This is a genomic window from Halocynthiibacter sp. (genome assembly GCF_049608145.1).
Lineage (GTDB): Bacteria > Pseudomonadota > Alphaproteobacteria > Rhodobacterales > Rhodobacteraceae > Halocynthiibacter.
In genome coordinates, this window is the sequence record NZ_JBMYXF010000029.1 from 26,868 (window position 1) to 37,988 (window position 11,121).

Annotated in this window: 11 protein-coding genes; 6 read left to right on the plus strand and 5 right to left on the minus strand. The window is 55.6% G+C overall.

Going from position 1 to position 11,121, the window contains the following annotated elements; genetic code table 11:
- Positions 1–52 precede the first annotated feature (52 nt).
- Positions 53–556, minus strand: coding sequence for an SH3 domain-containing protein (locus tag ACPGUT_RS10110; protein ID WP_423990959.1), 504 nt, complete (start codon positions 554–556; stop codon positions 53–55).
- Positions 557–695: 139 nt separating this feature from the next.
- Here ACPGUT_RS10110 and ACPGUT_RS10115 point away from each other — a divergent pair, with 139 nt between their 5' ends.
- From ACPGUT_RS10115 to ACPGUT_RS10125, 3 genes are all read left to right on the plus strand, one after another.
- Positions 696–1,682, plus strand: coding sequence for a 2-hydroxyacid dehydrogenase (locus ACPGUT_RS10115; protein WP_423990961.1), 987 nt, complete (start codon positions 696–698; stop codon positions 1,680–1,682).
- A 3-nt stretch (positions 1,683–1,685) separates the two neighbouring features.
- The gene (locus tag ACPGUT_RS10120; RefSeq protein WP_423990963.1) at positions 1,686–2,180 is read left to right on the plus strand and encodes a hypothetical protein; all 495 of its coding nucleotides are present in this window, start codon (positions 1,686–1,688) and stop codon (positions 2,178–2,180) included.
- Positions 2,181–2,259: 79 nt separating this feature from the next.
- Entirely contained in the window at positions 2,260–3,072 is an 813-nt protein-coding gene (locus ACPGUT_RS10125) for an inositol monophosphatase family protein (protein WP_423990965.1), read from the plus strand.
- A gap of 146 nt (positions 3,073–3,218) precedes the next feature.
- Here ACPGUT_RS10125 and ACPGUT_RS10130 read toward each other — a convergent pair whose 3' ends face one another.
- Genes ACPGUT_RS10130 through putA form a run of 3 tightly spaced genes read right to left on the minus strand, consistent with a single transcriptional unit; the run spans position 3,219 to position 7,866 of the window.
- A complete protein-coding gene (locus ACPGUT_RS10130) occupies positions 3,219–3,596 on the minus strand; it encodes a GFA family protein (RefSeq protein ID WP_423990979.1) in 378 nt (125 codons plus the stop codon).
- An 11-nt stretch (positions 3,597–3,607) separates the two neighbouring features.
- Positions 3,608–4,354 (minus strand): rhomboid family intramembrane serine protease, encoded by a 747-nt coding sequence (locus ACPGUT_RS10135; protein ID WP_423990967.1) that lies wholly within the window; start codon positions 4,352–4,354, stop codon positions 3,608–3,610.
- Positions 4,355–4,395: 41 nt separating this feature from the next.
- The gene (putA, locus tag ACPGUT_RS10140) at positions 4,396–7,866 is read right to left on the minus strand and encodes a bifunctional proline dehydrogenase/L-glutamate gamma-semialdehyde dehydrogenase PutA (RefSeq protein WP_423990969.1); all 3,471 of its coding nucleotides are present in this window, start codon (positions 7,864–7,866) and stop codon (positions 4,396–4,398) included.
- Positions 7,867–7,971: 105 nt separating this feature from the next.
- Between putA and ACPGUT_RS10145 the strand changes: the two genes are divergently transcribed.
- Both ACPGUT_RS10145 and ACPGUT_RS10150 read left to right on the plus strand, forming a co-directional pair.
- On the plus strand, positions 7,972–8,445 hold the full coding sequence (locus ACPGUT_RS10145) for an Lrp/AsnC family transcriptional regulator (RefSeq protein WP_423990971.1): 474 nt from the start codon (positions 7,972–7,974) through the stop codon (positions 8,443–8,445).
- A gap of 103 nt (positions 8,446–8,548) precedes the next feature.
- Positions 8,549–9,031, plus strand: a complete 483-nt coding sequence (locus tag ACPGUT_RS10150; RefSeq protein ID WP_423990973.1) for a hypothetical protein — start codon at positions 8,549–8,551, stop codon at positions 9,029–9,031.
- 37 nt (positions 9,032–9,068) lie between these two features.
- Here the strand turns inward: ACPGUT_RS10150 and ACPGUT_RS10155 are convergent, their stop codons facing one another.
- Positions 9,069–9,989 (minus strand): LysR substrate-binding domain-containing protein, encoded by a 921-nt coding sequence (locus tag ACPGUT_RS10155; RefSeq protein ID WP_423990975.1) that lies wholly within the window; start codon positions 9,987–9,989, stop codon positions 9,069–9,071.
- A 95-nt stretch (positions 9,990–10,084) separates the two neighbouring features.
- Here ACPGUT_RS10155 and ACPGUT_RS10160 point away from each other — a divergent pair, with 95 nt between their 5' ends.
- Positions 10,085–11,071, plus strand: a complete 987-nt coding sequence (locus ACPGUT_RS10160; RefSeq protein ID WP_423990977.1) for an NAD(P)-dependent oxidoreductase — start codon at positions 10,085–10,087, stop codon at positions 11,069–11,071.
- Positions 11,072–11,121 lie beyond the last annotated feature (50 nt).

An 11,121-nucleotide genomic window follows, 5' to 3' on the forward strand; every position in this document is an offset into this window, starting at 1 on the left:
TTCCCCCACACCCCCTGGAGTATTTAGGGCAAGATGAAAGTGGGATCCGGGGTTATTCTCGGATCTCGTCCTGGGCAACACCCCAGATCGTATCCTTTGGAACCCAGCCGCGATATCCGTCGGCAGAGATACGACACCAGTCGGGCGCACATTCCATCAGACGCGCGATCGCGCCGCCTTCAATGCGGGCATTTTCGCGGGCGCCTTCGGATGCATTGGCCCGCATCGACAAAAGATCAGGTTTTACAATCACGGTGCGTGATCCGGACAGCAGTGAATAATGCACCCAACCACCGACACCGTCGATATCTTCCACGCGCCGCCAGTTGGAGAACTCAGCGGTGATACGCAGGGGCATATTGCGATGCTGAAACACCCAGTCAATGCGATGTGTCAGGCCGGGACCACGGCGGATATTGGCTTCGGAGGCTTTCATAGAGACAAAGCGAGGAATCGGAAGATTGGTGACCGGTCCCAGGTTTTGTGTATCCTGTGCCGTGACGGATCCCGCCGTGCACACAGAAAATGCCAGTAAAATCGTTAAGATGCGCAGCATGCGACAGTCTGCCCTTGCGGTTTATTCTGTGAAAAGACCCGAAAAATGCATTCAAGCCCGGCAGAGTTCTTGTGCCCTGCGCCTGTATCGGTCAATTTGGCATTAACAGGTTACAAAGAAAAGATGCGGGAGTGAGCCAATGCAAAAGGAACGGTTAAGTGTTGTTGTGACGCGACGGTTGCCCGAGGCGGTTGAAACCCGCATGACCGAATTGTTTGATGTGAAACTGCGTGATGACGACACGCCGATGACAGTGGATGAACTGGCCCAAGCGATGCAGGATGCGGATGTTTTGGTGCCGACCATCAACGACAAGCTGGATTCGCGTCTTTTGTCGCGTGCGGGGGATCGGCTCAAACTGATCGCCAACTTTGGGGCTGGCGTCGATCACATCGACGTGGAAACAGCCCGTCAGCGCGGTATCCTTGTGTCAAACACCCCGGGGGTCTCGGCTGAGGACACTGCGGATATGACAATGGCGCTTTTGCTGGCCACCACGCGGCGTATTCCCGAAGGTCTTCGTGTGATGCAAAGCGGCAGTTGGGAAGGCTGGGCCCCAACTGCATTGCTGGGCGGGCGCATTGGCGGACGTCGTCTGGGGATCCTTGGCATGGGGCGTATTGGTCAGGCTGTTGCGCGCCGGGCGCGGGCCTTTGGCATGCAGATTCATTATCATAACCGCAAACGCTTACACGCCGACACCGAGGCAGCGCTGGAGGCGACATACTGGGAAAGCCTTGATCAGATGGTGGCGCGTATGGATGTGATTTCGGTCAATTGCCCGCATACGCCATCCACGTTCCACCTGATGAACGCACGCCGTTTGAAATTGATGAAACCAGAGGCCGTGATTGTGAACACGTCCCGCGGCGAAGTCATCGATGAAAACGCCCTGACCCGCATGCTGCGCACGGGCGAAATCGCGGGGGCTGGCCTTGATGTGTTTGAACATGGGCAGGATGTAAATCCGCGTCTGCGTGAACTTGATAACGTGGTTCTGTTGCCGCATATGGCCTCTGCCACTGTGGAAGGCCGCCTTGAGATGGGGGAAAAGGTTCTTCTTAATATCAAGACCTTTGATGATGGTCACCGTCCACCGGATTTGGTTGTGCCAGGGATGCTGTAACTGGTGGAAATCAGCGTGAATGACCGGATGCAGCAGGGGTATATCTATCAGCTGGCTGCACCGGAAGGGCAGGATTTTCCTGCGCATTTCACGCCACATCTTAGCCCGGCCACTATGTTGGCGATGGGCGTGTTTGAAGGCCGATATCTGAATGATTGTCAGGCGGAATTCCCGGTGTCCTGGTTTGCAGACGCAAAACTGTCTGAGTGCCCGGATGAAAGCCTGAATTATTTTGGCGTCAAAAGCCGTCAACCCTTATCTGTCTGGCGCGACAAAGGCTGGATTTATGGCCCAGATCCGCGCGGCTGGTTTCAGTGGTTTTGCCGATACTGGCTGGGCCGCCGTGTGCCGGAAATCGATGCACTGCAGATAAAGCGGTGGCGTAATTTTAACCGCCACGCAGGGCAAATTCGGGCCAATTGTCAGCCTGGCGATATTTTTTGTCGACCGCGGCAGCGTCAGGCACTGCTACAGTGGTCTTATGATCCGCTGATTTAACCAATCAATACGCGAGAACCCCTTGGCAAAACGGGTTTCAGCGCGTATACGCCGCGTCTGAGCCAAAGGAGTCCGCCCGATGCAAGGCAGCGCAAATCTGAACGTCATGATCAAGGCCGCCCGCAAGGCTGGCCGTTCCCTCGCCAAAGACTTCCGTGAGGTTGAAAACCTCCAGGTCTCTACGAAAGGTGCCGGGGACTTTGTGTCTCGCGCGGATATCGCGGCCGAGGCAGTTCTGAAAGAAGAACTGATGGGCGCGCGCCCAACCTATGGCTGGTGCGCTGAAGAAAGCAAAGAAATCCCGGGTCAGGATCCGACACGCCGCTGGATCGTTGATCCCCTAGATGGCACCACAAATTTTCTGCACGGCATGCCACATTTCGCGGTTTCCATTGCGCTGGAACATAAGGGTGAAATCGTATCCGGTGTGATTTATGACCCTGCCAAGGACGAATTGTTCTTTGCGGAAAAAGGTCAGGGCGCTTGGATGAACGAAAGCCGCCTTCGTGTGTCTGGTCGTCACCGGATGATCGAAAGTGTATTTGCAACAGGCGTGCCATTTGGTGGCGGAAAATATCTTCCGGCCTGTCTGCAGGATCTCGCCCGTCTAATGCCTGCCTGTGCGGGTGTGCGTCGCTGGGGCTCTGCCTCTCTTGATCTCGCTTATGTGGCTGCTGGTCGTTACGAAGGCTTCTGGGAACGTGGTCTGAAGGCCTGGGATGTTGCAGCCGGCCTGATCATCGTACGCGAAGCGGGTGGTTTTGCTGAACCGCTGCGCGAAGGCCAAGATATTCTGGAAACCGGACATGTGATTGCATCAAACGAAGCGATCTTTGACCGTTTCGCCAAAGTGATCCGTGATCGCGAACCTGCGGACGCTTCAGAAAGCTAAACCATTTCGACGACCCGTTTCGTTCCTGAACAACGCTATCGAACCCGGCGCAAATAATGTGCCGGGTTTTTGTTTGCCTTGTGCGTTCTGATGACAGGACATCCCGGGGAAGGTCATCGCAGATGGAAGGGGGGCGCTTTATTCTGTCAGCTTTTGCGATCTCTCGGGTGGTTCACCCCATCGGCCCAGGGAATCTCGCCCATCTCAGAAGGGTTCACGCCTTCGATGGCCGCTGCGTTTACACCATATTGTGTCGGATCTGATCGACGTTGGTGGTGGGTGTAAATCCCGCAGGTCTTGCAAAAATAGTGCTTCGCTTTTCCTGTGCCCCATTGATACAGCGACAGGTTCTCGGACCCTTTTACGATTTCCACCCCGCCATCGACAGGCGCGGATAGGGCAATCGCGCCACGACGGCGGCAATAGGAACAATCACAACGCCGTGCCGTGTTCAGCCCGTCAGATAGGGTGACAGCCAGCTCGACCGTGCCACAATGACAGGTCAATTTTAGGGGGTATATCATATCTGGAAGTGTCACTTGCGTCTCCGTATCACTGGAATTGAACTGCGTGTCAGCGGGCCATAGGGCGTTTCTGGGTGTTCCGGGTGGCCGTGACTGCGTTGCCAAAATCGCGTGCCTCCTCTGGCAAGCCAGAACGGCAGCATAAATATAACACCTGCAAGAAACCCGCCGACATGGGCCAGCCAGGCAACGCCTGAATCCCCGCCATAAAATGTCGACCAAAGTTGAACCCCAAACCAGACACCCAACACCAGCCAGGCGCGAAAGCTGAAGACCTTGAAAAAGATGATGATTAGCAAAAGAACATCAACTTTTGCCCGGGGAAATAGCAATAGATATCCTCCCATCACCCCGGCGATTGCACCAGAGGCCCCAACAATCGGGATAAAACTGTCCGGGTCTGCCGTCACCTGCATCAACCCCGCCGCCACGCCGGTCGCAAGGTAGAAAACCAAAAAGCCGATATGGCCCAAAACATCTTCCAGATTGTCCCCGAAGATCCACAAAAACAGCATATTACCTGCAAGATGCATAAACCCGCCGTGCAGGAACTGATAGCTGAATAAGGTATAAATTTCTTGCCCACGTGACACATCAACCGGCTGCAGAGCCCAGGTGTTATACAGGGGCACAAAGATTTTAATGTCATCAAGCCCGCCCCAGTAACTGATGAAGATCAGAATATTGGACGCGATCAGTGCCCAGGTGACGAAAGGGCGACGGCGGGATGGGTTGTGGTCTCGGATAGGAATAAGCATGGGCGCACGGTTGCCCATGCGCCCGATGCCGTCAAGTCAGTTCAGCCGTCGCTGACCTCTGCCAGCAATGCAGCATTGCCGCCTGCTGCGGTGGTGTCGATGCAGAGATGGCGTTCAATCAACGTGCGGCTGGCATCTGGTAGATCACCGATCAATGGCAGAATGGCGCCATCACGGGCCGCCAGGGCTTTGGTGTATCCGCGCGCCTGATCTTCAGGCCCCCAGAACACAACCGCTGAAAACCCTTCCAGCGTGGCCAGATCATCCGTGGACAGCCCATGGGCGATCACGCCTGTGCCGCCGGTCTTGTGGATGGCTTCCAACTGTTGCTGCGCCGTACGTTCACCGGGCCCCATACAAAGCAGTGGCTCACGCGGTGCGGTGGACAGCTGGTTGCTTTCCCCGGTCGGGCCGGGCAGGGCGGTGCTGCTGATCCCCGTGTCGCTGCGCTGCGCGATCAAAGCGGCCTGAACATCCGCAAGGGCAGTGGCCGGTGCAGGTGTTTCATCAGACTGCTGTGTATCGGTTGCATAAAACCGGTTCAGATACATCGGACCACCCGCTTTGGGGCCCGTGCCGGACAGGCCTTCGCCCCCAAAGGGCTGACTGCCAACAATCGCACCAATCTGGTTGCGGTTCACATAGATATTGCCTGCCTGCACGCGTTCCACCACATGCTGGACACGGTCATCGATGCGGGTGTGCAGGCCAAAGGTCAGGCCATAGCCTGTGGCATTGATGTCATCGATCACACGATCCAGATCCTTCGCCTTGTAGCGCGCCACATGCAGAACCGGGCCAAAGATTTCGCGGGTCATTTCCGCAATGCCATTCACCGAAAGAACAACCGGCGCGATATAGTTGCCGCGTTCAAAATGCTTCAGCTCGTGCAGAACTCGGCCGTCGCTGCGGGCGGCATCTACATAGGCGGCAATTTCACTGCGCGCGGTTTCGTCGATCACAGGGCCTGTGTCTGTGGTGATGTCCCAAGGATCCCCCGGCGCAAGTTCATCCATCGCACCATGTAGCATTTTCAGGAAGTTATCCGCGATGTCTTCCTGAACATAAAGACAACGCAGGGCGGAACACCGCTGGCCCGCAGATTGGAACGCGCTTTCAATAACCGCCTGCACAGCCTGTTCCGGCAATGCGGTGCTGTCCACGATCATTGCGTTCAGACCACCTGTCTCCGCGATCAGAGGGGCGGACGGTGACAGGTTTTCTGCCATTGCACGACGAATGCGCAGGGCTGTTGCGGTTGATCCAGTAAAACAGACACCGGATATTTTGGGATTGGATGTCAGGACGGCCCCGACGCGCGAACCTGGTCCCGGCACATATTGCATGGCGCTGCGCGGAACGCCCGCTTCATGCAGCAATTGCACCGCACGCCAGGCAATCAATGGGGTCTGATCCGCAGGTTTTGCCAGCACCGCATTGCCCGCAGCAAGGGCAGCAGCGATCTGACCGGTGAAGATTGCCAGTGGAAAGTTCCAAGGCGAAATACAGGTGAAGATCCCGGCTGGCGCAGTGCTGCGTTTCTCGGCTTCATCCGCATAAAACCGTAGGAAATCCACAGCTTCGCGCATTTCTGCCACGGCGTCAGGCAGGGTTTTTCCGGCCTCACGGGCCAGCAATGCAAACAGTTCTGCGTGGTGATCTTCGTACAGATCGGCAGCCTTGCGCAAAACCGCGGCCCGATCGGCTGCGCTGTCCGCCCATGGGGTGGCAGCATCGATCGCAGCCGCCAGACCCGCATCCGAAGTCGCGGCCGTTGTTCCGGGTGCATCGTCTTCGCATGCAGGGTTCAGAACGGGTTTTGGCGTTTCATGTGACACTTCGGTGGCCAGCAGGGGGGCACCGTGCCATACCTTTTCCCGGAAGGGCGCGCGGGCCGCATCCAAGGCTTCGATTTCCGGCGCATGGGCGACATCCCAGCCACGTGAATTCACACGATCGCCGAACAATGCGTCCGGCATCTTCAGGGCCGGGCTTGCAGGGGTGCCAAGGTAGCTTTCGACTTCAGACAAAGGATCTGATGCAACCTCTTCCGGGCTGACATCTTCATCAACAATTTGGTTCACGAAGGAGGAATTTGCGCCGTTTTCCAACAGCCGACGTACAAGATACGCCAGCAGATCGCGGTGCTCACCTACAGGGGCATAGATCCGGCAACCGGTGTTTTCGGCTTCCAGAACAATGTCATGCAACCGTTCTCCCATGCCATGCAGGCGCTGGAATTCGTACTCTTCCACGGAACAGCCAAGGGTCTTCGCAATATCCAGAATTGCAGCCGCCGTATGGGCATTGTGGGTCGCAAACTGCGGATAGATCACATCTGTGCGCGACAAAAGTTTACGGGCATTGGCGATATAGGACAGGTCGGTGGATGCCTTGCGCGTATAAACAGGAAAGCCCGGCGCGCCAATTTCCTGGGCGTGTTTGATTTCCGTATCCCAATATGCGCCTTTCACCAGACGCACCATAATGCGGCGGTTCAATCGGTCACACAGCGCCGCAAGCCAGTCAATTGTTGCACCGCAACGCTGGCCATAGGCCTGTACGACAACGCCAAATCCATCCCAATCTTCAAGACCAGGGGCTTCCATTACGGCTTCGATCACATCCAGTGATAACGACAGGCGGTCGGCCTCTTCCGCGTCAATGTTGAACCCCATGCCCGCAGATTTCGCAAGCAAAGCAAGGGATCGAACACGTGGCACCAGTTCAGACATAACACGTTCGATCTTGGCCTCTTCATAACGGGGATGAAGCGCGGATAGTTTTACCGAAATGCCAGGGTTTGTGCGGATATTGTCGTTGGTGCAAGCCGTCGCAATCGCGGAAATCGCGCGGGAATAGGACAGATGATAACGTTTCGCATCGGCGTCGGTGCGCGCTGCTTCGCCCAGCATATCATAGGAATAGCTATAGCCTTTCCCTTCCAGTTCACGGGCGCGTTTCATGGCGGCCTGAATATCTTCACCCAGTACAAACTGGCGGCCCATTTCTTTCATCGCCCGGGAAACGGCTGTCCGGATGACGGGTTCACCCAGGCGTTTGATTGCACCACGTAGATGGCTGATGACACCGGGGTTTTCAGCTTCGTCCAGAACTTTACCCGTCAGCATAAGCGCCCAGGTCGATGCATTCACAAGTGACGAAGAAGACGCCCCCAAATGTTTCCCCCAGTCGGATGGCGCGATTTTATCTTCGATCAGCGCATCAATTGTGTCGGCGTCGGGCACACGCAACAAGGCTTCCGCAAGGCACATCAGGGACACGCCTTCATCCGTGGACAGCCCGTATTCCGCCAGGAAAACTTCCATCAGGCCAGGGTTGGACGAATTGCGGATGTCGCGCACAAGATCAGCGGCATGGGCCGAAATACGGGTGCGGTCTTCGGCGTTTAATCCCGTTTCTTCCATCAGCAGGGGCAGAATTTCGGCTTCGTCCACATATTTGCGGCTGTCGATGACCTGGCGCAGAGGCGCGAGAGAGGCATGTGTCATGGCTGTCCTTTAACGAAAGAAGGGTTGTTTTTACCAGAATATCACGTCATTTTAAGGCTGATCGCATGAATTTCTATCGCTGTGTAGTGAAAGGGTCTGAATATTATGGTTTTTGAAGGTCAAAATGACTTTGTTCCGGATTCATATGACCGGAAGATTCTGGACGAACTTTCCACAAACGGCAGGATTAATGTAACTGAACTTGCACGCCGCGTTGGATTGTCCAAAACTCCGGTCCAGGCGCGACTGAAAAAACTGGAAGACAGTGGCATCATCCGGGGATACCGCGCGCTTTTGGATCCAGTGCGTTTGGGGCTGGATCATGTGGCCTTTGTCGAAGTGCGCCTGACGGACACGCGGGAAAAAGCCCTTTCAGCCTTTAATGATGCGGTTTTGGCTGTGCCAGAAATTGAAGAATGTCATATGCTTGCGGCGAATTTCGATTATCTGCTGAAAGTGCGTGTTCGAAATATGCGGGACTATCGCCGGGTTCTGGCGGAAAACCTGTCATCCCTGCCTTATGTCGCCAATACCTCTACTTATGTGGCGATGCAGGCGGTGAAAGATGAAGGCATCTGATACAATCATCAGCAATATTTCATGAGAGGGTTCTGAGATATGTGTTGCAGCCTGCGCGATTGCGTGTTTGTTCCGCTGTGTTCAATTTAAGCGAGGGACACTCATGAAACTTTCCGTATTTATCTCTGGCCTTGCCATGGCCGCCGTTGCTGCACTGCCTGTTGTGGCTGAATCGCCAAAGGCACCAGGTCTGGCGCCAAGTGCAGCATTGCTGTCGACCGTCGATTTCGGCGATGATTCAGGCCCCTATACAGGTGACGGCGAATGTGACGACAGCCGTTTCATTGGCTGGGGCGTCGCAACCTCCACTGATTCCACCAACAACGGCACAGATGCTGGTGATTGTCGCCATCTGTTCGAAATTGGTCAGCTGCGTGTGAACCGGACACAGGCCGAATTCCCGGCAGAAATGTGCGCCCAGGTAAACTTCGGCGATGATTCTGGCGATTTCTCGAATGACAACGAATGTGATGATCCACGTTTCACCGGGTCCGCGATGCACAACATCCTGAACTTCAGCGACCTGGGCCGTGATGCAAGCGACTGTCAGGCGCTTTGCGAAAGCGGTGCGATCTGGCTTCGCTAAGATAGCAGGATAAGGCAGCGAAATGATCGCTGCCTTATCAGCTGTGGCTGGAAAAATGGTTTACAACCCAGTCGCGCAACAGATTGACCTCGGCGCTTTGCGGTCCGGGTCCTTCCGATGGCATCAGGTAATGACCCTGTTCCATTGGCATCACAGGGCAGGGCAGTTCTGATAATCGCCCGGATGCCAGATGTGGGGCTGCATAACGTTGCATCAACATGGTCACCCCACTGCCCGCCGCCGCCAGTTCAATGGCCGCCAGGCTGGTATCCACAAACAAGGGCGCGCGCTGCTGTGGCAGTTCAAGCCCTGCCTGACGGGTCAAACGCAGCCAGTGATCCTGATATCCGTGAATGTGGATCAGATTTTGCTTTAGAACATCTGTAAGATCAGCCTGTTGTGCCGCCAATGCCGGACAGGCGACCGGGCGGATCGTTTCATCTGAAAGAAGATGAGCCCGGCGCGACAGTGTCCCATGAGGGCCAAGGCGTATGTCTATATCAACTTCCCCGTCCTGGGTGCTGTCTGCCCAGATCGCGGAAATCAGGCGTATGGAAATTCCGGGATTTTCATCGTGAAACTGCCCCAAAAATGGCGCAAGACACAAAACAGCCGTGGAAATTGGCGCGCGCAAAGTCACTGTGCGCAGGGGCGCGCGGGTTTTCTGTGGGCCAAGCAGACCACGTGTGGAAAACGCAATATCCTGCAGCGCCTGGGCCACGGTCGGATACCAGGCATGGCCCAGCTCTGTCAGGGTCAGACGGCGGGGACCGCGCTGGAACAAAGCCACGCCAAAGCTTTTTTCCAGACTGCGCACCTGATGGCTGACGGCGGCTTGGGTCAGGGACAGTTCTTCCGCTGCTGCGGTGAAGCTTTGCAGGCGGGCAGAGGCCTCAAACGCCCGCAGCCAGGTGAGATTGGGCAGATCAGAAAGCGGCAGATGTGGAGGTGTCGACATATATACAAATAATTATGGGGTCAGGTTCATTTATTATTTGTTTTAATTTTGCTTTGCGTCAAGTCACCATTCCTCCAAATCAAAGGGAGACACGCATGAGCGTTGATTACAAAGTGGGCTTTATTGGTCTTGGGAACGTGGGATCCAAATTATCGGGCAGCCTGATCCGAAACGGGGTTGATCTGACTGTGTTTGATCTGAACCAGGACCTGATCGATCTGGCTGTGGCGAAAGGCGGCAAAGCGGCGGGAAGCGCTGCGGAACTGATGCGCGAATGCGATGCGGTGATCACCTGCCTGCCTAGCCCGGCCGCATCAGATGCGGTGATGCAGGAAATGCTGCCCGAAGTGAAGGCGGGTAAAATCTGGATGGAAATGTCCACAACCGACGAAGCCGAAGCCAAACGCCTGGGCGCGATGGTGATCGACGCTGGCGGTGTCGCGGTGGATTGCCCTGTGTCTGGCGGCTGTCATCGGGCGGATACCGGAAATATCTCGATCTTTGCGGGCTGTGATCGCGCCACGTTTGAACGCATTTTGCCGCTTCTGACGACCATGGGGCGCCGTATTCTGCACACGGGTGATCTGGGTTCAGCTTCTGTTTTGAAGGTGCTGACAAACTATCTGGCCACCGTGCATCTGGTGGCCAATGCCGAAGCGCTGGTAACAGCGAAAGCCGCCGGCATGGATCTGAACACGACCTATGAGGCGATTAAAATCAGTTCCGGAAACTCTTTCTCTCATATCACGGAAAGTCAGGTGATCCTGAATGGGTCGCGTGATATTTCTTTCACCATGGACCTTGTGAAAAAAGACGTGGGTCTGTTTCAAGAGATCGCAGAGCGCAACAACGTGCCCTTGGAAATTTCACCAATGATGGTGAATATTTTTGAAGACGGCATTCAGAAATATGGCGAACGAGAGCTGTCCCCGAACATCATTCGTCGCCTAGAAGATGCGACGGGCCATGAAATTCTGGCACCGGGGTTCCCGCCGGAAATGCTGGATGATGAGCCAGAAGAAGCGGGCTATGAGGTCGATCCCCATCAGGATCGCACGATCACCCCGACCGCGGCGCAATGACGATGAACAACAACGGGCAGGAGCTGATCGATCTTGCCCGTTACCCGATC

What these genes read in the sequence shown, in the direction of transcription:
- ACPGUT_RS10135 (WP_423990967.1), bottom strand. Translation starts at nt 4,354, where the DNA reads ATGCTTATTCCTATCCGAGACCACAACCCATCCCGCCGTCGCCCTTTC.
- ACPGUT_RS10130 (WP_423990979.1), bottom strand. Translation starts at nt 3,596, where the DNA reads ATGATATACCCCCTAAAATTGACCTGTCATTGTGGCACGGTCGAGCTG.
- ACPGUT_RS10115 (WP_423990961.1), top strand. Translation starts at nt 696, where the DNA reads ATGCAAAAGGAACGGTTAAGTGTTGTTGTGACGCGACGGTTGCCCGAG.
- putA (WP_423990969.1), bottom strand. Translation starts at nt 7,866, where the DNA reads ATGACACATGCCTCTCTCGCGCCTCTGCGCCAGGTCATCGACAGCCGC.
- ACPGUT_RS10145 (WP_423990971.1), top strand. Translation starts at nt 7,972, where the DNA reads ATGGTTTTTGAAGGTCAAAATGACTTTGTTCCGGATTCATATGACCGG.
- ACPGUT_RS10110 (WP_423990959.1), bottom strand. Translation starts at nt 556, where the DNA reads ATGCTGCGCATCTTAACGATTTTACTGGCATTTTCTGTGTGCACGGCG.
- ACPGUT_RS10125 (WP_423990965.1), top strand. Translation starts at nt 2,260, where the DNA reads ATGCAAGGCAGCGCAAATCTGAACGTCATGATCAAGGCCGCCCGCAAG.
- ACPGUT_RS10160 (WP_423990977.1), top strand. Translation starts at nt 10,085, where the DNA reads ATGAGCGTTGATTACAAAGTGGGCTTTATTGGTCTTGGGAACGTGGGA.
- ACPGUT_RS10155 (WP_423990975.1), bottom strand. Translation starts at nt 9,989, where the DNA reads ATGTCGACACCTCCACATCTGCCGCTTTCTGATCTGCCCAATCTCACC.
- ACPGUT_RS10150 (WP_423990973.1), top strand. Translation starts at nt 8,549, where the DNA reads ATGAAACTTTCCGTATTTATCTCTGGCCTTGCCATGGCCGCCGTTGCT.